The sequence below is a fragment of the Pseudomonas sp. LM13 genome, from assembly GCF_041381355.1.
Taxonomy (GTDB): domain Bacteria; phylum Pseudomonadota; class Gammaproteobacteria; order Pseudomonadales; family Pseudomonadaceae; genus Stutzerimonas; species Stutzerimonas frequens.
In genome coordinates this window covers 16,464-39,454 of sequence record NZ_JACBXH010000006.1, presented here as the reverse complement: position 1 = coordinate 39,454, position 22,991 = coordinate 16,464, and the positions used below count along the sequence as shown (strand labels likewise).

23 protein-coding genes are annotated in these 22,991 nt (G+C 63.7%); 11 read left to right on the top strand and 12 right to left on the bottom strand.

The window, feature by feature from the left end; genetic code table 11:
* Positions 1-7: 7 nt before the first annotated feature.
* Complete coding sequence (gene mqo, locus HZR81_RS06920) at positions 8-1,513, bottom strand: malate dehydrogenase (quinone) (RefSeq protein WP_256076047.1); 1,506 nt, start codon at positions 1,511-1,513, stop codon at positions 8-10.
* A 331-nt stretch (positions 1,514-1,844) separates the two neighbouring features.
* Positions 1,845-2,132, bottom strand: a complete 288-nt coding sequence (locus HZR81_RS06915; RefSeq protein ID WP_044316277.1) for a PA4642 family protein — start codon at positions 2,130-2,132, stop codon at positions 1,845-1,847.
* A gap of 193 nt (positions 2,133-2,325) precedes the next feature.
* Here HZR81_RS06915 and dauA point away from each other — a divergent pair, with 193 nt between their 5' ends.
* Positions 2,326-4,056 carry a C4-dicarboxylic acid transporter DauA gene (dauA, locus tag HZR81_RS06910; protein ID WP_152480922.1) on the top strand — a complete coding sequence of 577 codons (1,731 nt, stop codon included), beginning with the start codon at positions 2,326-2,328 and terminating at the stop codon, positions 4,054-4,056.
* A 41-nt stretch (positions 4,057-4,097) separates the two neighbouring features.
* On the opposite strand, the gene HZR81_RS06905 is transcribed toward dauA, so the two are convergent.
* Entirely contained in the window at positions 4,098-5,009 is a 912-nt protein-coding gene (locus HZR81_RS06905; RefSeq protein ID WP_102840611.1) for an SDR family oxidoreductase, read from the bottom strand.
* Positions 5,010-5,736: 727 nt separating this feature from the next.
* Between HZR81_RS06905 and HZR81_RS06900 the strand changes: the two genes are divergently transcribed.
* The 10 genes from HZR81_RS06900 to HZR81_RS06855 all read left to right on the top strand — a co-directional run bounded on the left by HZR81_RS06900 (position 5,737) and on the right by HZR81_RS06855 (position 12,500).
* Positions 5,737-6,324: a cytokinin riboside 5'-monophosphate phosphoribohydrolase gene (locus HZR81_RS06900; RefSeq protein ID WP_102840610.1), complete on the top strand. Its 588-nt coding sequence runs from the start codon at positions 5,737-5,739 to the stop codon at positions 6,322-6,324.
* A gap of 381 nt (positions 6,325-6,705) precedes the next feature.
* The gene (locus HZR81_RS06895; protein ID WP_267932294.1) at positions 6,706-7,176 is read left to right on the top strand and encodes a DUF2726 domain-containing protein; all 471 of its coding nucleotides are present in this window, start codon (positions 6,706-6,708) and stop codon (positions 7,174-7,176) included.
* A 121-nt stretch (positions 7,177-7,297) separates the two neighbouring features.
* Positions 7,298-7,783, top strand: a complete 486-nt coding sequence (locus tag HZR81_RS06890) for an SgcJ/EcaC family oxidoreductase (RefSeq protein ID WP_500127669.1) — start codon at positions 7,298-7,300, stop codon at positions 7,781-7,783.
* 140 nt (positions 7,784-7,923) lie between these two features.
* Positions 7,924-8,946: a DUF5924 family protein gene (locus HZR81_RS06885; protein WP_500127668.1), complete on the top strand. Its 1,023-nt coding sequence runs from the start codon at positions 7,924-7,926 to the stop codon at positions 8,944-8,946.
* Positions 8,947-9,004: 58 nt separating this feature from the next.
* A complete protein-coding gene (locus HZR81_RS06880) occupies positions 9,005-9,523 on the top strand; it encodes an MgtC/SapB family protein (protein WP_110779018.1) in 519 nt (172 codons plus the stop codon).
* 29 nt (positions 9,524-9,552) lie between these two features.
* Positions 9,553-10,893: a PQQ-dependent sugar dehydrogenase gene (locus HZR81_RS06875; protein ID WP_500127667.1), complete on the top strand. Its 1,341-nt coding sequence runs from the start codon at positions 9,553-9,555 to the stop codon at positions 10,891-10,893.
* Positions 10,894-10,950: 57 nt separating this feature from the next.
* Entirely contained in the window at positions 10,951-11,292 is a 342-nt protein-coding gene (osmE, locus tag HZR81_RS06870) for an osmotically-inducible lipoprotein OsmE (protein ID WP_014595977.1), read from the top strand.
* Positions 11,293-11,343: 51 nt separating this feature from the next.
* The gene (locus HZR81_RS06865; RefSeq protein ID WP_013981970.1) at positions 11,344-11,742 is read left to right on the top strand and encodes a Rho termination factor N-terminal domain-containing protein; all 399 of its coding nucleotides are present in this window, start codon (positions 11,344-11,346) and stop codon (positions 11,740-11,742) included.
* The gene (locus tag HZR81_RS06860) at positions 11,742-11,891 is read left to right on the top strand and encodes a hypothetical protein (protein ID WP_013981969.1); all 150 of its coding nucleotides are present in this window, start codon (positions 11,742-11,744) and stop codon (positions 11,889-11,891) included. The genes HZR81_RS06865 and HZR81_RS06860 overlap by 1 nt, the downstream gene beginning before the upstream one ends.
* A gap of 75 nt (positions 11,892-11,966) precedes the next feature.
* Positions 11,967-12,500 carry a ferritin-like domain-containing protein gene (locus tag HZR81_RS06855; RefSeq protein WP_011912275.1) on the top strand — a complete coding sequence of 178 codons (534 nt, stop codon included), beginning with the start codon at positions 11,967-11,969 and terminating at the stop codon, positions 12,498-12,500.
* A gap of 91 nt (positions 12,501-12,591) precedes the next feature.
* Here the strand turns inward: HZR81_RS06855 and lpxC are convergent, their stop codons facing one another.
* The 9 genes from lpxC to murD all read right to left on the bottom strand — a co-directional run bounded on the left by lpxC (position 12,592) and on the right by murD (position 22,987).
* Positions 12,592-13,503, bottom strand: coding sequence for a UDP-3-O-acyl-N-acetylglucosamine deacetylase (lpxC, locus tag HZR81_RS06850; RefSeq protein WP_125852637.1), 912 nt, complete (start codon positions 13,501-13,503; stop codon positions 12,592-12,594).
* Positions 13,504-13,618: 115 nt separating this feature from the next.
* A complete protein-coding gene (gene ftsZ, locus HZR81_RS06845; RefSeq protein ID WP_063544521.1) occupies positions 13,619-14,800 on the bottom strand; it encodes a cell division protein FtsZ in 1,182 nt (393 codons plus the stop codon).
* A gap of 48 nt (positions 14,801-14,848) precedes the next feature.
* Complete coding sequence (ftsA, locus tag HZR81_RS06840; protein WP_063544519.1) at positions 14,849-16,096, bottom strand: cell division protein FtsA; 1,248 nt, start codon at positions 16,094-16,096, stop codon at positions 14,849-14,851.
* Positions 16,097-16,108: 12 nt separating this feature from the next.
* Positions 16,109-16,966, bottom strand: coding sequence for a cell division protein FtsQ/DivIB (locus HZR81_RS06835; RefSeq protein ID WP_102840602.1), 858 nt, complete (start codon positions 16,964-16,966; stop codon positions 16,109-16,111).
* 3 nt (positions 16,967-16,969) lie between these two features.
* Positions 16,970-17,914, bottom strand: a complete 945-nt coding sequence (locus HZR81_RS06830) for a D-alanine--D-alanine ligase (RefSeq protein ID WP_125877271.1) — start codon at positions 17,912-17,914, stop codon at positions 16,970-16,972.
* Positions 17,911-19,368, bottom strand: a complete 1,458-nt coding sequence (murC, locus tag HZR81_RS06825) for a UDP-N-acetylmuramate--L-alanine ligase (RefSeq protein WP_253747555.1) — start codon at positions 19,366-19,368, stop codon at positions 17,911-17,913. The genes HZR81_RS06830 and murC overlap by 4 nt, the downstream gene beginning before the upstream one ends.
* Positions 19,361-20,431, bottom strand: coding sequence for an undecaprenyldiphospho-muramoylpentapeptide beta-N-acetylglucosaminyltransferase (murG, locus tag HZR81_RS06820; RefSeq protein ID WP_152480915.1), 1,071 nt, complete (start codon positions 20,429-20,431; stop codon positions 19,361-19,363). Before murG ends, murC begins: the two co-directional genes overlap by 8 nt.
* Entirely contained in the window at positions 20,421-21,644 is a 1,224-nt protein-coding gene (gene ftsW, locus HZR81_RS06815; RefSeq protein ID WP_063544509.1) for a putative lipid II flippase FtsW, read from the bottom strand. The genes murG and ftsW overlap by 11 nt, the downstream gene beginning before the upstream one ends.
* Positions 21,644-22,987 (bottom strand): UDP-N-acetylmuramoyl-L-alanine--D-glutamate ligase, encoded by a 1,344-nt coding sequence (gene murD, locus HZR81_RS06810; protein WP_500127666.1) that lies wholly within the window; start codon positions 22,985-22,987, stop codon positions 21,644-21,646. The genes ftsW and murD overlap by 1 nt, the downstream gene beginning before the upstream one ends.
* Between the last annotated feature and the right edge of the window lie 4 nt (positions 22,988-22,991).

Below are 22,991 nucleotides of genomic sequence, written 5' to 3'. Positions count from 1 at the left end.
CAGCTGGTCAGTAGGTCAGGCCGAGGCGCTTGTCCGCCATCTGGCTGATCTCACGATAGGCTGCCGCGTCGTTCTGCAGCGTGGCTTCGCGTGCCGGGAACATTTCCTGCAGCTTGCTCGACCAGGCCTGCGAGCGGTACTGCTCGGGGAAGCAGCGCTCGAGCAGATCGAGCATGATGGACACAGTCACCGAAGCACCCGGCGATGCGCCGAGCAGCGCGGCGATGGTGCCGTCCTTCGCTGCGACCAGTTCGGTGCCGAACTGCAGAATGCCGCCCTTCTTCGGGTCCTTCTTGATGATCTGCACGCGCTGGCCGGCAATCTCCAGGCGCCAGTCTTCGGCCTTGGCCTCGGGATAGAAGCCGCGCAGCGTTTCCAGGCGATCCTCCATGGACTGCATCACTTCCTTTATCAGGTAGCGGGTCAGGTCCATGTTGTCGCGCGCCACGGCCATCATCGGGCCAATGTTGCTCGGACGAATCGACAGCGGCAGGTCCATGAACGAACCGCGCTTGAGGAACTTGGTGGTAAAGCCGGCATAGGGTCCGAACAGCAGGGACTTCTTGCCGTCGACGACGCGGGTATCGAGGTGCGGCACCGACATCGGCGGCGCGCCGACCGCGGCCAGGCTGTAGACCTTGGCCTGGTGCTGCTTGACGATTTCCTGGTTGTCGCAGCGCAGCCACTGGCCGCTGACCGGGAAGCCGCCGAAGCCCTTGCCTTCCTCGATACCGGACATCTGCAGCAGCGGCAGCGCAGCGCCGCCAGCACCCAGGAAAACGAAGCCGGCCTGCACCTGGCGCGAGTCGCCGGTGCGGGTGTTCTTGATGTCGACCTTCCAGCCGCTGGCCGTACGATCGAGGCCAGTGACCTTCTGGTTGTAGGACACCTTGACGCCACCGCTGCGCGACAGATAGCCAAGCAGTTGGCTGGTCACCGCACCGAAGTTGACGTCGGTGCCGTTCATGGCGCGTGTTGCGGCGATCGGCTCGCTCGGATCGCGGCCCGGCATCATCAGCGGCATCCATTCGGCCAGAGTCGCGCGATCCTCGCTGTACTCCATGTCCGCGAAGGCGTGATGGGTCTTCAGCGCATCGAAGCGACGCTTGAGATAGTCGATGTTCTTGCTGCCGCGCACGAAGCTCAGGTGCGGCACGGCATTGATGAAATCACGCGGGGAGCCGAAGCCTTCACGGTCGGCGAGGTAGGCCCAGAACTGCTTGGAGACCTCGAACTGCGTGTTGATCAGCACGGCCTTCTTGATGTCGATCGCGCCGTCTTTGCTGTCGGGGGTGTAGTTCAGCTCGCAAAGTCCGGCGTGACCGGTACCCGCGTTGTTCCACGGGTTGGAGCTTTCGATGGCTCCGGACTCCTGCAGCTCGACGATTTCCAGCTTGATATTGGGATCGAGTTCCTTGAGCAGTACCGCCAGGGTCGCGCTCATGATGCCGGCTCCCACCAGCACCATATCCACTGCTTCGCTATCGTGTTGCGTCATCAACGCGTTCTCCAGAATCACAGCATTAAACTGTCGAGACCGCAGTACGCGGCCCCGTAAAACCCACCAGCCAGACGGTCAGGAACGGAGCATGTGCCTGGACCGCTGCTCGGGAACATGTGCCCGAGAACAGGCAGCCACAGGCTGCCTGCCAGCTGTCGGAAGGGCGGCTTTTGGCCTCCTTCCTCTCGCTGCCGTCCCTCCGGAGCGGGCCTTACCCAATGCTCAACGGCGGACGCGGCGAGAAAAAACGATTGCGAATCTGTTGCCGAGCCTGATCGTCGTCGCGCTCGTATGGCGCGCACAGGCGATCCGATGCGTTCGATACGAAACAGCGACCGGCGGTTCAGTCGCGCATGGCTTCGATCAGCTCGATATAGGGCCTGGCCTGACGCTGGTCGGCAACCAGGTCGATAAAGCTCTGCCCTTTGGCATCCCGGGCGTCCAGGTCATAGCCGGCAGCCACGAAGAAGCCGAGGAAGCGTTCGAAGTCATCGATGCGCAGGCCACGATAGGCCTTGATCAGCTTGTGCAGCGAAGGGGGCGTATCGTCAGCCGGCTCAGGCTGAAGAAACAGCTTGATCGAATCGTCCGCGATCTCGTCGCCAATCACCTGTTTCTTGTCTTTACGCATGCCGCCTCCGGTCCACGGGGTCTCACGGGGGCGGCAGTTTACTCCTCGCAGCCGGCTCACTCAACGCGCCAGACCTGCTTGCGACCAAGGTCGTACATCGCCTGGCCACCATCGCGAGCGATTGTTCGTCACAAATAACAAGTGGTATCTGGCGCCTATAATGGCGCCCTCGCCTACAAGGAGCGTTCCGCACATGAAGTTCCCCCCTCTGTTTGCGGCATGGCGGCAGGCCCTGAGCCTGGGATACGGAGCCCGCGCGTTGCGCGGAGACATCAGTGCCGGCTTGACCGTCGGCATCATCGCCATCCCGCTGGCCATGGCGCTGGCGATCGCAGTCGGCGTGGCACCCCAGCACGGCCTGTACACGGTGCTGGTGGCTGCTCCGCTGATCGCACTGACCGGGGGCTCGCGCTTCAACGTTTCAGGGCCGACGGCGGCGTTCGTGGTGATCCTGTTGCCGATCACCCAGCAGTTCGGCCTTGGCGGGCTGCTGCTGTGCACCATGCTTGCCGGCCTGATCCTGATCACCCTCGGCCTGCTGCGCGCCGGCCGCCTGATCGCCTTCATCCCCTACCCCGTTACCCTCGGCTTTACCGCGGGCATCGGTATCGTCATCGCTACCTTGCAGATCAAGGACCTGTTCGGCCTGCCCCTCACCGAGCAGCCGCAGCATTACGTCGAGCAGGTCGGCCTGGTGCTGCGCTCACTGCCCGATGCACATATGGGCGATGCGCTGGTGGCGGCGATCTGTCTGGCGCTGTTGATCATCTGGCCGCGCTGGGTGCCGAAGGTGCCTGGTCATCTGGTAGCGCTGACCGTCGGCGCGCTGGCAGGTTTGCTGCTGGAATCGTCCGGATTGTCAGTGGCGACCCTTGGCGAACGGTTCAGCTATACCCTGGACGGCGTCACTCACCCCGGCATTCCGCCATTCCTGCCTGATTTCGCCTGGCCCTGGCTGCTGCCCGGAGCGGACGGCCAGCCCCTGGAACTGAGCTACGAACTGTTCCGCGAACTGCTGGCGCCGGCCTTCGCCATCGCCATGCTTGGCGCCATCGAATCGCTGCTCTGCGCCGTAGTGGCCGACGGCATGACCGGCAGCAACCACGAGCCCAACGGCGAGCTGATCGGTCAAGGCCTCGGCAATCTGGTTGCGCCACTGTTCGGCGGCATCACCGCGACCGCAGCCATCGCCCGCAGCGCGACCAATGTCAGAGCCGGCGCGTTTTCCCCGCTGGCCTCGATTATCCACGCCGGCGTGGTACTGGTGGCAATCCTCTGGCTGGCGCCGCTGTTCAGCTACCTGCCGATGGCAGCACTGGCAGCGCTGCTGGTGATGGTGGCCTGGAACATGAGCGAGGCGCCGCACGTGATGCATGTGCTGCGCATCGCGCCGCGCAGCGACGTGCTGGTGTTGCTGACCTGCCTGATTCTCACGGTACTGTTCGACATGGTGCTGGCCGTGGGTGTCGGCCTGCTGCTGGCGGCGGGGCTGTTCATCAAGCGCATGAGCGAGCTGACCGACACCACCACGCTCTCCCGCGAGCAGCGTCGCGTGCTTCAGGACATGCCCGAACATGTCGCCACCTATGCCATTCGCGGCCCGCTGTTCTTTGGCGCTGCGGAAAAGGCGCTGGGCGCGCTGCGGCGCTTCAATCCCGAGGTCAAGGTGGTGATCGTCGACATCAGCGCCGTGCCGATGCTGGACATGACCGCGTTGGCCGCATTGGAAAACGTGCTGGTGGATTACCGCAGGCTGGGCGTCACCCTCATCCTCAGCGGCAGCAGTGCGCAGGTCCGGCTGAAGCTGCGCCGTGCCGGCATCCATCGCCTGCAGGGGCATCTGCTGTACGTGCGCAATCTCAGTCAGGCGCGGGAAAAAGCGCTGCGCCTGTTGCGACCGGAGCCAGACGCGGCCCCGGCCTGACGATCCGCCGGCAGCCCGGCGGACGCTCATACGGAGGACGGTCAGCCGGCATACTTCTGCAGGTTGGCCATCATCTCCTTCAGCGCTTCGATGTTGTCGGCCGGATGCGCCGCGTTCTCGAAATTGCAGATCTGCTGCCATTGCGCCGCGACATCCTCGGCATCGAACCCGGCCTTCGGATCGAAGCCCACACCAAGGCTGCGCTCCCAACGTACCTTGCCCATCCAGCCGCCGCCCACTTCGAACAGGCCGCCGGTGTCCTGACACTGTTCGCTGCCCAGGTAGACGACCAGCGGGCTGACCAGCTCCGGCTTCAGCTGCTCGAACACCTGGGGCGGGATCAGCCCCTCGGTCATCCGGGTACCACCGGTAGGCGCAATGGCATTGACCAGCACATTGTTCTTGCGCCCTTCCAACGCCAGGGTCCGGGTCAGGCCGTACAAGCCGAGTTTGGCCATGCCGTAGTTGGACTGACCGAAGTTGCCGTAGATGCCGGAGGTCGAGGCGGTGAAGATCACCCGGCCATAACCCTGCTCACGCATATGGGACCAGGCGGCACGGGTCACCTTGTAGGAGCCCTCGACGTGCACGCGATAGACCAGATCCCAGTCGGCGTCATCCATCTTGTGGAAGGTCTTGTCACGCAGGATGCCCGCATTGTTGACCACCACGTCGATACGACCGTAGGTGTCCAGCGCCTGCTGAACGATGCGATCGCCGTCGGTGACCGAGTCATGATTGGCGACAGCCTGGCCACCGGCCTGGCGAATCTCCTCGACCACCCGATCGGCCGCGGAACTGTTCGCGCCCTCGCCCTGGGTACTGCCGCCCAGGTCGTTGACCACGACCCTGGCGCCATGGCGGGCGAACAGCAGCGCATGGGCGCGCCCCAGCCCACCGCCGGCCCCGGTCACGATCACGACCTTGTCTTCGAAGCGGATGGCATCAGTCATATGCGAACTCCCTCAGCGGTTTCTTGTTGGATGAGATGCGAGGACCGGAGTGTTCAACAGGCCTTGGCGCCGTCACAAGCAATCCGCCAGAAATGAATGCCGCGGCATAAGGGCTGGGGATGACCCGTCCTGATCAGTCATGGACCTGAGCGGATTTCACCCAGCATCGTCTCGGCCACGCCGTTAGCCGCCTGCGGCTTTGTTTACCCAAACAACTCACAGAGTTTTCCACAGCTTTCGTGGATAACCGGGGGCGATCCAACCGCGGGATATCATGGCCCTCGACTTTGACAAAACTCTCGTCAAGCCTTCTGCAATGCGGCCTGCAGTCGCACAGCACATGGTTGGGCAAAAAACGTACTAGCCGCCCCATGCCTTGCTGCGCTTCGCTTGCAGCCTGCCTTCCCAAGGTTATCCACAGAGTCACGCACACAATTCGGGGAAAACAGCAGCATAGACATGGCGCTATCGTCGTAATGGCCAAAAACTAAGAGCAACGCCGGCGCATGGGTCATAGCATGAGTCCATCAACGAAGCGAGGAGTCCCACCATGTTCAGCCACAGCCTGTTCGAGCGTCTGTTCGCCAATTACGCTTCGGCTGCCGCAGGGTGCTGAGCGACCGCTAAGTGTCATTTTCTGGCGCTCAATCCAAGACGTCGGTCTCCCTTGGCCCGCGGGGCATGGCGGCGTAACCTTCGCTGCCAGCCCCAACCAGCGGAGTAGCCGATGTCCCTGCGTTCCATCTGTGTTTTCTGCGGTGCCAGCCGCGGTACCAATCCCGTCTATGAACAAGCCGCCCAAGAGCTCGGCCGCACCCTGGCCGCCAACGGTATCCGCCTCGTCTACGGCGGCGGTGCCGTCGGCCTGATGGGGGTGGTCGCGGATGCCACCATGGCGGCCGGTGGCGAGGTCATCGGCATCATTCCGCAGAGCCTGAAGGATGCCGAAGTCGGCCACACTGGCCTAACCCGATTGGAGGTGGTCGACGGCATGCATGCGCGCAAGGCACGCATGGCCGAACTGGCGGACGCCTTTATCGCCCTGCCCGGCGGGCTGGGAACACTGGAAGAACTGTTCGAGGTCTGGACCTGGGGCCAGCTTGGCTACCATCCCAAGCCGCTTGGCCTGCTGGACGTACATCACTTCTACAGCAAGCTAAGCCACTTCCTCGATCACTTGGTGGAAGAGGGCTTCGTCCGCAGTCCACACCGCGAGATGCTGCAGCGCAGCGACGATCCACAGGCTCTCATCCAGCTGCTCGAGGCGTGGCAGCCTCCAGCGCACAGTCGCTGGGCAAAGGCTGCTCCCCGCTGAGCGGGTACGGCTGATCAAAATCCAACCAGCGCGCTGCAGGCCAGGGCACCACTGGCCTGCAGGGCAGCGCCCCCATGTTATCCACATGAGCATCCACAATAGCCGTGGATAAATCTCTGATAGCGTCCATCGTCCTAGCTCACTGCAGCCTCAAAGCCCTCGCGCAAGCGCTTGAGCCAATACTGCTCAAATCCTGAACAGTTCGCCCGAACGCTTGTCCGGCAGGCGTTACAGAAGACAACTCAGCGGTTATCCACAGCATCGCGCACAGCTATCGTGGATAAGCCAGACGAACCAATTCCATACTCAGCACTCAACTGGACGACATGCGCCGCGGCTTGCCGGCGCCGATCAGAAATCCAACCTTCGCTGGAGGCACCTATGAGCTGGCTCGCCTTGACGCTGGTGGCGTTCCTCTGTTTCGTGCTGGTGTTCTTCGTCAAGAATCGCCAGCTCAACCATCCGGCACTGCAGTATCCCTATCGTCTGAAGGACCCGGTGTTCTCACCGGCAGAACGTGAACTACTCGAGATGCTGCAACGCACCGTCGGCCAGACGTACCTGATTCTGCCCAAGGTCGGCGTTGCGGAGGTCGTCGAGGTGACCGCCATAGCCCGGCGAGCTTACTGGTATCGGGCCACCAACCGCATCGCAGCAGCACGTTTCGACTTCCTGCTGTGCGACAGCCAGACACTCCAGCCCGTCTGCGCGGTCGATCTGGACGATACCGACGATGAATTCAGGGAGCGGTTATGCAGTACCGTCGGCCTGCCGCGAGTTCGTTTGCCAGCGGACAAGGCCAGCTCCTACACCGCGGTGCACGAGGCGATCATGGCCGCCATCGAAGCCTGAGCGACCACTGGCGGGAATGACTCGGGAACCGGACGGTCACAACCGTGCGCGGCTTCGCTCGCGCCGCGCCGTATCACAGCGGATTCATTCCGCGTTTCGACCACCGTCCACGAGTCACGCCATGAAATACGCATTCCCCCTACTCCTCTCGCTTGCCGCATTCCCGGCCCTGGCGAATGACCAGGCTTGCCAGGCCACCGACGAAAAGCAGGTTGCCGCGCTGTTCGACCGCTGGAATGAAGATGTGCAATCCGGCGATCCGCAGCGGGTAGTCGAAAACTACACTCAGAACTCGATGCTGCTGCCAACGGTATCCAACACGCCGCGGGAAACGCCGGAAGCCAAACGGGATTACTTCGAACACTTCCTGGCATTGAAGCCCAAGGGCGAGATCGTCTCGCGGATGATCATGATCGATTGCAACACTGCGCTGGACACAGGGCTATACAGCTTCAGGCTGGGCGACGGCAACACGGTCCCGGCACGCTATACCTTTACTTACAAGTGGGTCGATGAGGCTGGCGAGTGGTTGATTACCAGCCACCATTCCTCAGCCATGCCACAAAAGGCGGAGGCCGCACAGCAGGCACCCAACAGCGCCCACTGAGTGCACCCTGGTCGGCCGGCGCTGTCCGGCCGAACCACTTGGTGGAGGCCAGGGGTATCGAGTCAGTAGCGCGTATGCAGCACTCCCGACATGCCTGATACTTCAGGCAGGCACGTCGCTTTAGAATCCTCGAGTCACTCATGCGCCTCAGACCCTTGCTGTCAAACCTGTTCGAACTGGCAAACCGGCTGATCCGGCGCTACCCAGGCACCGTCGCGCTGTTCGGGTTCATTTCCGGAGTCGCCAGTTTCGTGCTGGTCGAACGGCATGCCGGGCTGGCCAAGGTCATCGCGTTCATCATGCTGATCAGCTGGCTCTGGCTGGTGCTGGAGTCCAGTCTGCGCCGCAGCCTGCAGCGCTGGTTCGGCTGGCAGGTGCCGCGCCCTCTGTTGCGCTATGCGACGCAGATGGTGCACCAGGAGAGCCTGTTCTTCATCATTCCGTTCTTCGCCATCACCACCACCTGGAACAGCGGCCAGGCGTTGTTCACCGGCCTGCTCGGGGCGGCGGCACTGGTCTCGCTGATCGATCCGCTTTATTACCGATGGCTCGCCCCGAAGCGCTGGGTGTATCTCGGCTTCCATGCGCTGACGCTCTTCGCGGTGCTGCTCACGGCCTCGCCGATCATCGTCCACCTGTCGACGCCGCAGAGCTACCAACTGGCGCTCGCGGTGGCGGTGCTCCTGGCGCTACCCAGCCTCGGCGGGCTTTTTCCTCGTTGGCGCTGGCGCAACGTGCCGGGCGTCCTGCTGCTGGCGGTAGCGGTCGGCGCAGCCGGATGGCTGGGGCGCACCTGGGTCCCGCCGGCAACGCTCTGGCTGACCGATGTCGCCGTGACCATGAGCCTCGATGATCGCCAGCGCAAGCCCGGCAAAGGCCTGCGAGAGGTCAGTACCGCCGAACTGAGCATCAACGGCCTGTACGCTTACACCGCGATCAACGCGCCACGGGGTCTGAAGGAGCGCATCTATCACGAATGGACGCACAACGGCCGTCGCGTTGACCGGATCGCTCTGGACATCAGCGGCGGCCGCGAGGCCGGCTATCGGGCATGGACACACAAGCGCAACTTTCCCGCGCAGCCCGCAGGCCGCTGGCGCGTTCGCATCGTCACCGAAGCCGGCCAGATGATCGGCATGCTGCGCTTCCGTGTCACCGAGTAGCGAACCCCCGGCCACTGCCGCGACTCCATATCAGGACCAGCGTGGCATGGAGAAGGACATGGAATGGTGGGCGATCGTCTCCAGTACCGTAACCGCGGAGTTTTCCGATATCACCGACCTGGGGGATGCGACACGGGTCAGCAGCCGCCTGCTGATCGCCTCCTTGCTGGGGGGCCTGCTCGGCTACGAAAGGGAACTCAAGCGCAAGGCCGCCGGCTTGCGTACGCACATGCTGGTTGCCCTGGGTGCCGCGCTGTTCGTGCTGGTGCCAGTTCAGGTCGGCATGTCGCCGGAAGACATCTCCCGCGTCATTCAGGGGCTTGTCACCGGCATTGGTTTTCTCGGCGCAGGCACCATCCTCAAGGGCAATTCGGCCGAGGATGTGAAGGGGCTGACTACCGCTGCCGGTATCTGGCTGACTGCAGCGATCGGCGTCGCCGTCGGCCTGGGACACGAGGCCACGGCGGTGCTGAGCACCCTGCTGGCGCTCGCGATTTTCGTGCTGATGCCACGCCTGGAACGGCACTCCGCCCGACGCGCAGCACGCAAGCGACGCGAGGCCAATCGCGCGCCCTGACCGGCCATCGTTCAACCGAGGATCACTCAATGCTGTTCCATACACGGATCGTCACGCTGCTTCTCAGCGCCCTCCTCCTTGGAGGCTGCAGCGAAACCGCCAAGCTGCCGGTGGAAAGCGGCTATGGCCCGACACCGGCTCTGCCCGAGCCGAACAAGACGTTGCTGCCAACGGTTCACATCGCCCCGGCCAAGGGCTGGCCATCCGGCGCCAAGCCGCAGGCCGCGCCCGGTCTGCGCGTCAACGCATTCGCCACGGACCTGGACCATCCACGCTGGCTGTACGTGCTTCCCAATGGGGATGTGCTGGTGGCCGAAAGCGACGCGCCGCCGAAACAGGAGAGCCAGGGCCTACGCGGCTGGATCGCCAAGAAGCTCATGGCGCGCGCCGGCTCGGGTGGACCAAGCGCCAATCGCATTACCCTGCTGCGAGACAGCGACGGTGACGGCGTGCCGGAAGTGCGCAGCACCTTCCTTGAAAACCTCAATTCGCCGTTCGGCATGGCGCTGATCGGCGACAGCTTCTATGTGGCCAATACCGACGCGCTGCTGAGCTACCCCTACGAACGCGGTGCTCTCCGCATCACTGCGCCCGCGCACAAGGTAGTGGACCTGCCGGCGGGGCCGATCAACCACCACTGGACCAAGAACGTCATCGCCAGCCGGGACGGCTCGCGGCTGTACGTCACCAGCGGCTCCAACAGCAATGTGGCGGAGAACGGCATGGCCGCCGAGGTCAACCGCGCCGCGATACTGGAAGTCGACCCACAGGCTGGCACGCTGCGGATGTTCGCCTCCGGCCTGCGCAACCCCAACGGCCTGGCCTGGCACCCTGAAACCGGCGCTCTCTGGATCACCGTCAACGAGCGTGACGAGATCGGCAGTGATCTGGTTCCGGACTACATGACCTCGGTCCAGGACGGCGGCTTCTATGGCTGGCCCTACAGCTACTTCGGCCAGCATGTCGATGTTCGGGTCAAACCGCAGCGACCGGATCTGGTCGAACGCGCCATCGTCCCGGACTACGCGCTCGGCGCGCATACCGCCTCCCTCGGGCTCGCCTTCTACGAGGGCAGGCTGCTGCCATCACGCTACCTGCACGGCGCATTCGTTGGACAGCACGGCTCATGGAACCGCAGGCCCCGTAGCGGCTACAAGGTGGTGTTCATTCCCTTTCGCGATGGCAAGCCGGCCGGGCAGGCAGAAGACGTGCTGAGCGGCTTCGTCAACGCCGCGGGCGAAGCCATGGGCCGGCCCGTCGGCGTCGCGGTGGACCGGCACGGCGCGCTGCTGGTTGCCGATGACGTGGGTGACGTCATCTGGCGCGTCACTCCAGACGACCGCCGAGCCGCCGATGCGTCGCCACGTTGAACCTTGCGAGGCGCCCGATGGCCATAAAAGCATGACCGTCCGGCCTGAGGCTCTCACATGTTCAAGCGCACCCTTTTCTTCATCGCTCCGCTGGCTCTGTTGATCGGCTGCTCCGGCAACGTGCAGAACCCCGTCGACCGAATCACCTATCGCGACGAGCCGCTGGTACGGGACGTGGAAACCGGCATGACGCAGGCGCGCGTGCTCAGCATCGGCGGTGAGCCGTCCCGGGCTACGGCACGCACCGTGGTACCGGGCCTGTGTCACGACTACATCCTCAACCGGGACGGCAAGCAGCAGCCCTACTACGTCAGTTTCGACAGTGCCGGCCGGGTGGATGGCCAGGGTTTCCTGACCTGCAAGCAGCTCGAGGAAAACCAGCGCAACCTGCGTCGCTGAGGCTCGCATTCACGTCCAAGCACAGTGGTAGATGCCAGAGGAGGTTTCACCATGCCCCGTGGAGACAAATCCAAGTACACCGACAAGCAGCAGCGCAAGGCTGAGCACATCGAGGAAAGCTACGAGGAGCGTGGCGTCTCGGAGAAAGAGGCCGAAGCACGTGCCTGGGCCACGGTCAACAAGCAGTCCGGTGGCGGTGAACGCAAGGGCGGTTCCGGCAAGGGCAAGAGCGAAACGGCCAAGCGCGCCGACCGCAAGGATTCGGCCCATCGCGCCGCAGATGCGCGCAAGGGCAAATCGCCCAACAAGGGCTCGGCACGCGGCTCAGGTTCGTCCAGCACCAGCCTTGCCGACATGACCCGCGACCAGCTGATGGAAAAGGCTCGCGAGCGCGACATTCGTGGCCGCTCGAAGATGCGCAAGGACGAGTTGCTGAAGGCGCTAAGCTGATGATCTCAATCGAGACCAGCCAACAGCCTCCAGTGCCGGCACCGGGCAATCCCAAGCGCGAGGACCCAGACGAGCCGGTGCCCATCGACGAGCCCGGCCCTGGCCAGTCCGAACCGGAGCGTCCGCCACCGGAACAGGTGGCGGGCTAAACTTTTCGCCAGCATCCCGATCTCAATTGGCGAACCGTGAAGCACTGCACAGGGTACATAGACCAGGAGATGGCGATGAGTTACGTACAACTGAGCGACAAACAGAGCCTGCGCGAACGGGCCCGTCAACACGTCGAGAATGGCGCGGTCACCGAGAGCTATTCGGCCGACCGCGAGGTGGTGATCAACCTGCTGAACGAGGCGCTGGCCACCGAGCTGGTCTGTTACCTGCGCTACAAGCGTCACTACTACATGGCGACCGGACTGAAATCCAGCGTCGCCGCCGCCGAGTTCCTCGAGCACGCCAATGAGGAGCAGGAGCACGCCGATCGCCTGGCCGAGCGGATCGTTCAGCTGGGTGGCGAGCCCGACTTCAATCCTGACAGCCTCACCGAACGCGCCCATGCGCAGTACGCCGAGGGCAATGGCCTGCGCGACATGGTCTTCGAGAACCTGGTGGCCGAACGCATTGCCATCGACAGCTATCGCGAGATCGTCCAGTACATCGGCGACAAGGACCCTACCACTCGGCGCATCTTCGAAGACATCCTGGCGCAGGAAGAGGAGCATGCCGACGACTTGGCCGGCCTGCTGGACGGCATGAACTGAACCGCGATCCGCCGGCTCGCATGCCAGCTGCGTTACAGAATAAAAAAAGGCCACCCGAGGGTGGCCTTGAATTTAGGAAGAGAGGTACAACTTAGCCGGCTGCCACCGGACGCATGTAGGAGATCGGTGCGGTCTGCGGGTCATCGAAGGTCACCAGTTCCCACGCATCCTTCTGTGCCATCAGGGTGCGCAGCAAACGGTTATTCAACGCGTGACCGGATTTATAGCCGCGGAATTCGCCGATCAGGCTGGTGCCCAGCAAGTACAGATCACCGATGGCATCGAGAATCTTGTGCTTCACGAACTCGTCCTCGTAGCGCAGGCCGTCTTCGTTGAGCACACTGGTTTCGTCCACCACGATGGCGTTCTCGACGCTGCCGCCCAGAGCCAGGTTGTGCGAGCGGAGGAACTCGATGTCACGCATGAACCCGAAGGTACGTGCGCGGCTGACTTCCTTGACGAAGGAAGTGCTCGAGAAGTCCACACTGGCGGTCTGGGTGCGACCCTGGAAAACCGGGTGATCGAAATCGATCTCGAAGCTCACCTTGAAGCCGTCGAAAGGCAGGAAGGTCGCGCGCTTGTCGCCCTCCTCGACCGTCACTTCACGCTTGATGCGGATGAACTTCTTGTGGGCGTCCTGCTCCTGCAGGCCGGCGGATTGAATCAGGAATACGAAAGGCCCAGCGCTGCCGTCCATGATCGGCACTTCCGACGCGGAGAGTTCGACGTAGGCGTTGTCGATCCCCAGGCCGGCCATTGCCGAAAGCAGATGCTCCACTGTGTCGACCTTGACGTCACCGTTGACCAGCGTTGTGGACATGGTGGTTTCCCCAACATTCTCGGCCCGCGCGGGAATCTCCACAGGCGGGTTGAGGTCGGTGCGACAGAACACGATCCCGGTGTCCACCGGTGCCGGTTTCAGGGTGAGATAAACCTTCTCTCCCGAATGCAAGCCGACGCCGGTGGCGCGAATGATGTTCTTCAGGGTGCGTTGTCTGATCATGGCCTTTTGTTTCGCTGTAGCACTAGTTGCGAATAGTTTTCAACAATTGGCGGCGATAATAGCAGATGCCAACTTTGCTGAACACCAATCACAACAATACTCCTGATAACTTCAATCAATCGGCCTGACGACGCAGGAACGCCGGAATATCCAGATAATCCAGATCCTCCTGTGGGTTCAGCTTGGCCGCGGTGGCCGCCGCATGAGCCTGGTTGCGCATGACGGTCGGGCGCTCCAGATCGCGGTAGTTCACAGCCGCCTGCTCCTGCTGACGCGGGGCCGGCGCCGAGGCGGCAACGGTCTGCACGGTGTTGTCGATAACTTTCACCGGCTTTTCGTTGCGCGGACCCAGGCCGGTGGCGACCACGGTGACATGCAGCTCGTCGGCCATGTCCGGATCGATCACGGCACCAACCTTGACGGTGGCTTCATCGGAAGCGAAGGCCTCGATGATCTCACCCACTGCGGCGTATTCGCCGAGCGACAGGTCCAGACCAGCGGTGATATTGACCAGAATGCCGCGTGCGCCCTGCAGGTTGACGTCTTCCAGCAGCGGGTTGCGAATGGCCGCCTCGGTCGCTTCGCGGGCGCGGTTCGGGCCGGTGGAGCAACCGGTGCCCATCATGGCCATGCCCATTTCGCCCATGACGGTCTTGACGTCGGCGAAGTCGACGTTCATCAGGCCCGGACGCTGCATGATGTCGGAAATGCCACGTACCGCGCCGGTGAGCACGTCGTCAGCCTTGGCGAAAGCAGCCAGCAGGCTCGCGTCCTTGCCGAGGATGGTCAGCAACTTCTCGTTGGGAATGGTGATCAGCGAGTCGACGCACTCGGACAGCGCACGGATGCCCTCGTCGGCAACCTGCATGCGACGGCGGCCTTCGAACGGGAACGGACGGGTGACCACAGCGACGGTCAGGATGCCCATTTCCTTGGCGACCGAGGCGATGATCGGCGCAGCACCGGTACCGGTACCGCCACCCATGCCGGTGGTGATGAACACCATGTCCGCACCTTCCAGTACTTCGGCGATGCGCTCACGATCTTCCATCGCGGCCTGACGGCCGATGTCTGGGTTGGTGCCAGCGCCCAGGCCCTTGGTGATGGCCGAGCCGAGCTGCAGCACGGTACGCGCTTCGATTTTCTTCAGCGCCTGCGCATCGGTGTTGGCACAGATGAATTCGACGCCTTCGACGTTGTTGCGAACCATGTGGTTCACGGCATTGCCGCCACCACCACCAACGCCGATGACCTTGATGACTGCACTTTGCGGGGTATGATCTACGAGTTCGAACATTTCCCTCTCTCCTTCCAGCTTTCTAGTTTTGGTTTTACAGCGCACTGCTTAAAAATTGCCCTGGATCCAGCCCTTGAGCCGGTCCAGAACAGACGCCTTTGATTCGTCGGCGAAATTGCCGAGCCCAGGCACGGGAACGCCGTCGGCCTGCTTGTGCAGTCCGTACAGCAGCAGGCCCACGCCCGTCGAATAAATTGGATTGCGTACTACGTCGGTCAGTCCCTTGACGCTGTGCGGCACGCCCAGGCGCACCGGCATGTGAAAGATTTCCTCGGCCAGGTCGACGGCTCCTTCCATCTTCGCTGTACCGCCAGTGAGAACGATCCCGGCCGGGACCAGATCCTCGTATCCGCTACGCCGCAGCTCGGCCTGGATCAGGGTGAAGAGCTCGTCGTAACGCGGCTCGACCACCTCTGCCAGGGCCTGCCGCGAAAGTTCACGCGGAGGGCGGTCGCCGACGCTGGGAACCTTGATGGTCTCACCCGCACCGGCCAGCTTGGCCAACGCGCAAGCATAACGAATCTTGATCTCCTCGGCATACTGGGTCGGCGTACGCAACGCCATGGCGATGTCGTTGGTGACCTGGTCGCCGGCGATCGGGATGACGGCCGTATGGCGAATCGCACCCTCGGTGAAGATGCAGATGTCGGTGGTGCCCCCGCCAATATCGACCAGGCAAACGCCCAGTTCCTTCTCGTCATCGGTCAGCACGGCATGGGCCGAGGCCAGCTGCTCAAGGATGATGTCGTCCACTTCCAGGCCACAGCGGCGTACGCACTTCTCGACATTCTGCGCAGCGTTCACCGCGCAGGTGACCACATGGACCTTGGCTTCCAGGCGCACACCGGACATGCCCAGCGGCTCGCGCACTCCCTCCTGGTTGTCGATCACGTAGTCCTGCGGCAGCGTGTGCAGCACGCGCTGGTCGGCGGGGATCGCCACCGCTTGCGCCGCATCGAGCACGCGCTCCAGATCGGCACTGCTGACTTCGCGGTCGCGAATTGCCACGATCCCGTGGGAATTCAGGCTGCGGATATGGTTGCCGGCCAGACCGACGAATGCCGAATGGATACGGCAGCCGGCCATCAGCTGAGCTTCTTCGATGGCGCGCTGGATCGACTGCACGGTGGATTCGATGTTGACCACCACGCCCTTCTTCAAACCGCGCGAAGGATGGGTACCGATCCCCACGATTTCCAATTCGCCATCGGCGGTCACCTCACCCACCAGCGCCACCACCTTGGAGGTGCCGATGTCCAGGCCGACGATCATCTTGCCGCTTTGCACGCTCGACATGTGTTTCATTCCTCAATTCTTCGCAGCGACGGTCGCATCCGTCGCGGTCGGGATCGGCTCATGCCAGGCAACGGCCAGGCCGTTCGCATAGCGCAGATCGATCCGTGCGATCTTCTCGCTTTCCTGCTCCAGCGCCTTTTGATAGATGGCAGTGAAGCGACGCATTTTTTCTACAACCTGGTCCCGCCCTAGCAACAACTCGATGCCCTGGTTGGTGGTCAGGAACCAGCTTCCACGTTCACGCAGCTCGAGACGGGAAATGGAGAATCCCAGCGGGCGCAGCATCTGGCTGAGCATCTGGTATTGCTGCATGACCCGCTGTTGGGCCCGCTTCGGACCATACAAATGTGGCAAGTGTTCATATCGGCTCAGGTCATCCGGCGAGAAAGCCTGTCCTTTATTGTTAAGCAATGCTTCGCCTCCCCAACGGGCAATCGGCAACTGCTCATCCAGACGCACCATCACCTGATCCGGCCATACACGGCGAACCTCGACATGGGCGATCCAGGGCATCTGTTCGAGTTGGTGACGCATGCCGTTCAGATCAACCTTGAAGAAGCTCTGCTCGACGAAAGGTGCGATCCGCTGCTGGACCGCCTCACGGCTGACGTAGCCCAACTCGCCCTGCACGCTGACCTTGGCGATTGGCCGATCGGCATAGGGCAGCAAGCGCTCGCCCAGCTCGTACAAGCCGACCGCCAGACCGACCAGCAGCACGGGCCAGGCGAAGCGCTTCAGCCCGGCAAGGCTGGGCCTGGGCAGGCGCTGCGACAGCGGCTGTGGTGTCACCAGGCGACTCGCACCCCGTTGCACGGGCTTGCGCGAGGCACGTCCGTTGGCGGGTTGCGAATGGCGCAGCGTGGTGATCATGGCTTAGTTCCCCGCCTCAAGGCTGTCATCGAGAATGCTCAGCACCAGTTGCTGGAAATCCAGACCGGCGGCACGCGCCGCCATTGGCACCAGGCTGTGGTCGGTCATGCCCGGAACGGTATTCACTTCCAGCAGCCAGAAATTGCCCTCGGCGTCCTGCATCACGTCCACCCGCGCCCAGCCGCGGATACCCACCGCCTCGCAGGCGCGCGCCGAGAGGACCTTGAGCTCCTCTTCACGGGCCGCGTCCAGCCCGCAAGGGATCCGGTACTGGGTATCGGAGGCCAGGTACTTGGCGTCGTAGTCGTAGAACGTGTGAGGCGTGCCCAGGCCAATCGGTGGCAACACCTGACCGTGCAGCACCGCCACGGTGAATTCGGGACCCTGGATCCACTGCTCGACCAGCACCTGCGCGTCATAGGTGCTCGCGGCGCGCCAGGCGGCGACCAGCTCGGCGACATCGCCAACCTTGGCCATGCCGATGCTCGACCCCTCATGGGCCGGCTTGACGATCAGCGGAAAGCCCAGGGTCTCGGCCGCAGTCCGGCAATCGGCTTCGCTGGCCAGCACCGCATGCTGCGGCGTCGGCAGGCCGAGGCTTTGCCAGACCTGCTTGGTACGCAATTTGTCCATGGCCAGCGCCGAGGCGAGAATGCCGCTGCCGGTGTACGGAATCCCGGCACATTCCAGCAGGCCCTGCATGCTGCCATCCTCACCGCCACGGCCGTGCAGGACGATGAACGCGCGGTCGATCCGCTCACTGCTCAGCCGCTGCAGCAGGTCATCGCCAGCATCGATGCCGAAGGCATCCACGCCCGCCGCCCGCAGGGCTTCGAGCACAGCAGCGCCGGACTTGAGGGAGACCTCGCGCTCGGCGCTCTTGCCGCCGAAGAGCACGGCGACGCGGCCGAATTCCTTGGGGTCGCGCGTCGATTGCAAAGCCATCATTTGCTTTTCCTTGCGGCGTCTTCGCCACCGAACAGGGGACTCTTGAGAAGTTGCGGAGCCAGCCCGCCGATATCGCCGGCGCCCTGGCAAAGCAGGATGTCGCCGGCACGCAGCAGCGGCTTGACCAGCGGCGCCAGATCTACGCCGCGCTCGACGTAGATCGGATCGAGCTGACCACGCTGGCGGATGCTGTGGCACAGCTGGCGGCTGTCGGCGCCGGGGATGGGCTCTTCACCGGCCGGGTAGACTTCCATCAGCAGCAGCACATTGGATTCGCCGAGCACCTGCACGAAGTCATCGTAGAGGTCGCGGGTGCGGCTGTAGCGATGCGGCTGATACACCATTACCAGGCGCCGCTCCGGCCAGCCGCCACGCACCGCCTTGATCACCGCGGCGACCTCACGCGGGTGGTGACCATAGTCGTCCACCAGCATCACGCTGCCACCCTCGACCGGCAGCTCGCCATAAACCTGGAAGCGACGGCCGACACCAGCGAACTCAGCCAGGCCCTGGACGATGGCCTCGTCGTCGATGCCCTCGTCTGTGGCAATGGCAATGGTGGCCAGGGCGTTGAGCACGTTGTGGTTGCCGGGCATGTGCACCGACACGTCGAGCGGCTCGCAGCCGTCGCGCAGCACGGTGAAATAGGTGCGCATGCCTTCCTGGCGAACGTTGATGGCACGCACGTCGGCGTCTTCGCCGAAGCCGTAGGTGGTGATCGGACGGCCGATCTGCGGGATGATCTCGCGCACCACCGGATCGTCGACGCAGAGCACCGCCAAACCGTAGAACGGCAGGTTGTGCAGGAACTCCACGAAGGTCTTCTTCAGCTTGCCGAAGTCGCCGCCATAGGTGCTCATGTGGTCGGCGTCGATGTTGGTTACCACCGCCACCATCGGCTGCAGGTGCAGGAAGCTGGCGTCGCTTTCGTCCGCTTCGGCGATCAGGTAGCGGCTGCTGCCCAGCTGGGCGTTGGTGCCGGCCGCGGTCAAGCGGCCGCCAATGACGAAGGTCGGATCGAGCCCGCCTGCTGCGAACACCGAAGCCAGCAAGCTGGTGGTGGTGGTCTTGCCATGGGTACCGGCGACGGCGATGCCATGCCGATAGCGCATCAGCTCGGCGAGCATCTCGGCGCGCGGCACGACCGGGATGCGTTGCTCCAGGGCCAGAGCCACTTCCGGATTGGCCGAATTGATTGCACTGGACACCACCAGCACATCGGCACCGGCGACATTGCCTGCCTGGTGGCCGATGAATATCTGTGCGCCGAAGCTCTGCAGGCGCTCAGTACTGGCCGATTCCTTGAGGTCCGAGCCGGACACCTCGTAGCCGAGGTTGAGCAGCACTTCGGCGATGCCGCACATGCCGACCCCGCCGATGCCGACGAAGTGGATGCGACGGATACGGCGCATACGGCGAACTTCGGCTTTCACCGCGGCGGGAGACTTAGCCATGGGCCACCTCCAGACAGATATCGACCACGCGGCGGGTGGCGTCGGGCCGGGCCAGACGGCGCGCGGTGGCCCCCATGGCCTTGAGTTTTTCCGGCTGCATCATTACCTCGGTCAGCTGAGCGGCGAGCGTGGCCGCATCAGTCTTGGCTTGTGGCAGAAGGACGGCAGCGCCCTCCTTCGCCAGATATTCGGCATTGCGCGTCTGGTGGTCGTCGATCGCATGCGGCAGCGGCACCAGGAAGGACGGCAGCCCGGCGGCGGCCAGCTCGCACACGGTGAGCGCACCGGCGCGGCAGATCACCAGATCGGCCCAGGCGTACGCCCGCGCCATGTCCTTGATGAAGGGCGCAACCTCGGCCTCGACACCCGCCTCGGCGTAGCGCTGCTTGGTGATTTCGGCGTGCAGCTTGCCGGCCTGATGGAACACCTCCGGCCGCAGTTCCACGGAGACCTGCGCCAGCGCGGCGGGCAACAGTTTGTTCAGCGGCTCGGCACCCAGGCTGCCGCCCAGCACCAGCAGGCGCGGCCGGCGCTGAGCCAGGCTGTCGCGCGGGGTTTCCAGGAACAGCTCCTCGCGCACCGGATTGCCGGTGGTGCGGCGCTTGGCGCTGGCCTTGAAGGTGTCCGGGAAGGCCTCGCAGACACGGCTGGAAAGCGGTACGAGGCTACGATTGGCCGTACCGGCGACGGCGTTCTGCTCGTGGATCACCAGCGGCACGCCAGCCAGCTTGGCGGCCAGCCCGCCGGGACCGGTTACGTAGCCACCCAGGCCCAGCACACACACCGGGCGCAGCTCACGGATGATGCGGCGCGCCTGGAACAGCGAGCGGACCAGCTGCAGCGGCGCCTTGATCAACGACGCAAGGCCCTTGCCGCGCAATCCGCTGACCTGAATCAGATGCAGCGGCAGCCCAGCGGCAGGGACCAGTTCATTCTCGATGCCACGCGGCGTTCCGAGCCAATGCACGGCATAGCCACGCGCCTGGAATTCACGCGCGCAGGCCAGCGCCGGGAACACGTGGCCACCGGTACCGCCGGCCATGATCAGCACGTTAGCGGCCATGGGCGACCTCCTTGGCCGGCGGCTCGGCGAAGTCGGACTCGTCGAACTCGGTGTCCTCGCTGCCCAGCACGGTGCGGCTTTCCCACTCGATGCGCAGCAGCAGCGCCATGCTCGCGCAAGTCACCACCAACGAGCTGCCGCCATAGCTGAGGAACGGCAGCGTCAGGCCCTTGGTCGGCAACAGGCCGACATTCACCCCGACGTTGATCAGGAACTGGCCCAGCCAGAGGAACGCCAGGCCCCAAGCCACATAGGCGGCGAAGAACTGCCGGGCCTTCTCTGCCCAGAGGCCGATGTAGAGGGCACGCACGCCGACGAAGGCAAACAGGGCGATGGTCGCCAGCGCACCGATCATGCCCAGCTCTTCGGCCAGTACCGAGAACACGAAGTCGGTGTGCGCTTCGGGCAGGTAGAACTGCTTCTGCACGCTGTTGCCCAGACCGACGCCGAACCATTCGCCACGTCCGAAGGCGATCAGCGCCTGGGTCAGCTGATAGCCGGCGCCATACTGATCCGCCCAAGGGTCGGTAAAGGTGATCAGACGCTGCAGGCGGTACTCCTGAGTCTGCACCAGCACCACCACCGCCCCGACCGCTGCGATCACCAGCAGGCTGAAGCGGATCATGCCGACCCCGCCGAGAAACAGCATGGCCACCGCAGCGCCCATCATCACCACTGTCGCGCCGAAGTCGGGCTCCAGCAGCAACAGGAACGCCATTGGCAGCAGCACCAGGAACGGCTTGGCGAAGCCCCACAGGCTTTCGCGGACTTCCTCCTGGCGGCGCACCAGATAACCGGCCAGATAGATAACCACGAACACCTTGGCCAGTTCGGAAGGCTGCACGTTGAACGCGCCGAAACCAATCCAGCGCATCGAGCCATTCACCTCGCGACCGATGCCTGGCAGCAGCACCAGAATCAGCAGCCCGAACGCTGCCAGCAACAGCATCCAGTCAAGGCGCTGCCAGGCGGACAACGGCACCAGCAGAACGGCAACCGCTGCGCCAAGGCCCAGCAGCACATAGATCAGGTGACGGATCATGTGGTACAGCGGGTTGCCGGAGTTGACTGCGGCCACCTCCGACGACGCCGAGGTGATCATCACCAGGCCAAGCCCCAGCAGCGCCAGGCAGCCAGCCAACATAGGGAAATCCAGATCCACGCCGCGGCGGCCGAACAAAGGCGAAGGTGCATGACGCAGGAAGGCGAGCATCAGTCGAGCGCCTCCACCGCAGCGGCGAACAGGCGACCGCGCTCTTCGAAGTTCTTGAACATGTCCAGGCTGGCGCAGGCAGGCGAAAGCAGTACAGCATCCCCCGCCTGTGCATGTTCGGCAGCGCGCTGCACCGCCTCCTCCAGGCTGGCTACATGCACCAGAGGTGCTGCATCGCCCAGTGCCTCGGCCAGACGCGATGCGTCGCGACCGAGCAGAACCACGGCGCGGCAATAACGCGAGACAGGGGTACGCAGCCCGGAGAAATCGGCGCCCTTGCCGTCACCGCCGGCGATCAGCACCAGCTTGCCGTCAATATCCGCGCCCAGTCCTTCGATGGCAGCCAGTGCCGCACCCACGTTGGTGGCTTTGGAATCATCGTAATAGCTGACGGCCTGACGCTCGCCGACCCATTGACAACGGTGCGGCAAACCGGCGAAACGCCGCAGCGTCTCGAGCATGGGCTCGAATGGCAGACCTACGGCATGCCCGAGAGCGAGAGCCGCCAGCGCATTCGACTGGTTGTGTGCGCCACGGATCTTCAGCTCGCGAACCGGCATCAGCGCTTCGAACTGGAACGCCAGGTACTTCTCGCCGCGCTCCTCGAACAGCCCGAAGCCCTTGAAGTCAGGCTTGCCGAGACCGAAGGTCCAGGTCGGAACATCCTCACCCACCAGCGGCCGGCTGAGGCGGTCGTCGCGATTGACCACCACCTGGCGTGCACCACGGAAGATGCGGTGCTTGGCCTGGTGATAAGCCGGTAGCCCGCTGTAACGGTCCATGTGGTCTTCGCTGATATTCAGACAAGTGGCCACTTCGGCATTGAGCTGCTCGGTGGTCTCCAGCTGGAAGCTGGACAACTCCAGTACGTACAGCTCGACATCGTCGGCCAGCAGATCTAGCGCTGGCGTGCCAAGGTTGCCGCCAACCGCTACCTTGCGCCCGGCCGCAGCGGCCATCTCGCCGACCAGCGTGGTTACAGTGCTCTTGGCATTGGAGCCGGTGATTGCGACGATCGGTGCCTTGGCTTCACGGGCGAACAGCTCGATATCTCCAGACAGCTTGACCCCGCGGGCCGCCGCCGCCTGCAGCGCGGGAGTGCTGACCGGCAGGCCGGGGCTCACCAGCAGCTCGCTGGCGGTACAGAGGAAGTCCACATCCAGCTCGCCGCAGCGCACCTGCACGTCCGGGTACTCCGCCTGCAACGAGGCCAGCTCCGGCGGATTCGCACGGGTATCGACCACGGCAAACGGCAGCCCGCGGCGCGCCAGATGGCGAACCAGGGACATGCCGCTTTTGCCGACGCCGACAACGATGCGGAACTGGTCGGAAGCGATGAGCACGTTC

Coding starts and splice junctions, on each gene's coding strand:
- HZR81_RS06915 (WP_044316277.1), bottom strand. CDS start 2,132: ATGCGTAAAGACAAGAAACAGGTGATTGGCGACGAGATCGCGGACGAT.
- dauA (WP_152480922.1), top strand. CDS start 2,326: ATGAAGTTCCCCCCTCTGTTTGCGGCATGGCGGCAGGCCCTGAGCCTG.
- HZR81_RS06905 (WP_102840611.1), bottom strand. CDS start 5,009: ATGACTGATGCCATCCGCTTCGAAGACAAGGTCGTGATCGTGACCGGG.
- HZR81_RS06900 (WP_102840610.1), top strand. CDS start 5,737: ATGTCCCTGCGTTCCATCTGTGTTTTCTGCGGTGCCAGCCGCGGTACC.
- HZR81_RS06895 (WP_267932294.1), top strand. CDS start 6,706: ATGAGCTGGCTCGCCTTGACGCTGGTGGCGTTCCTCTGTTTCGTGCTG.
- HZR81_RS06890 (WP_500127669.1), top strand. CDS start 7,298: ATGAAATACGCATTCCCCCTACTCCTCTCGCTTGCCGCATTCCCGGCC.
- HZR81_RS06885 (WP_500127668.1), top strand. CDS start 7,924: ATGCGCCTCAGACCCTTGCTGTCAAACCTGTTCGAACTGGCAAACCGG.
- HZR81_RS06880 (WP_110779018.1), top strand. CDS start 9,005: ATGGAATGGTGGGCGATCGTCTCCAGTACCGTAACCGCGGAGTTTTCC.
- HZR81_RS06875 (WP_500127667.1), top strand. CDS start 9,553: ATGCTGTTCCATACACGGATCGTCACGCTGCTTCTCAGCGCCCTCCTC.
- osmE (WP_014595977.1), top strand. CDS start 10,951: ATGTTCAAGCGCACCCTTTTCTTCATCGCTCCGCTGGCTCTGTTGATC.
- HZR81_RS06865 (WP_013981970.1), top strand. CDS start 11,344: ATGCCCCGTGGAGACAAATCCAAGTACACCGACAAGCAGCAGCGCAAG.
- HZR81_RS06860 (WP_013981969.1), top strand. CDS start 11,742: ATGATCTCAATCGAGACCAGCCAACAGCCTCCAGTGCCGGCACCGGGC.
- HZR81_RS06855 (WP_011912275.1), top strand. CDS start 11,967: ATGAGTTACGTACAACTGAGCGACAAACAGAGCCTGCGCGAACGGGCC.
- lpxC (WP_125852637.1), bottom strand. CDS start 13,503: ATGATCAGACAACGCACCCTGAAGAACATCATTCGCGCCACCGGCGTC.
- ftsZ (WP_063544521.1), bottom strand. CDS start 14,800: ATGTTCGAACTCGTAGATCATACCCCGCAAAGTGCAGTCATCAAGGTC.
- ftsA (WP_063544519.1), bottom strand. CDS start 16,096: ATGTCGAGCGTGCAAAGCGGCAAGATGATCGTCGGCCTGGACATCGGC.
- HZR81_RS06835 (WP_102840602.1), bottom strand. CDS start 16,966: ATGATCACCACGCTGCGCCATTCGCAACCCGCCAACGGACGTGCCTCG.
- HZR81_RS06830 (WP_125877271.1), bottom strand. CDS start 17,914: ATGATGGCTTTGCAATCGACGCGCGACCCCAAGGAATTCGGCCGCGTC.
- murC (WP_253747555.1), bottom strand. CDS start 19,368: ATGGCTAAGTCTCCCGCCGCGGTGAAAGCCGAAGTTCGCCGTATGCGC.
- murG (WP_152480915.1), bottom strand. CDS start 20,431: ATGGCCGCTAACGTGCTGATCATGGCCGGCGGTACCGGTGGCCACGTG.
- ftsW (WP_063544509.1), bottom strand. CDS start 21,644: ATGCTCGCCTTCCTGCGTCATGCACCTTCGCCTTTGTTCGGCCGCCGC.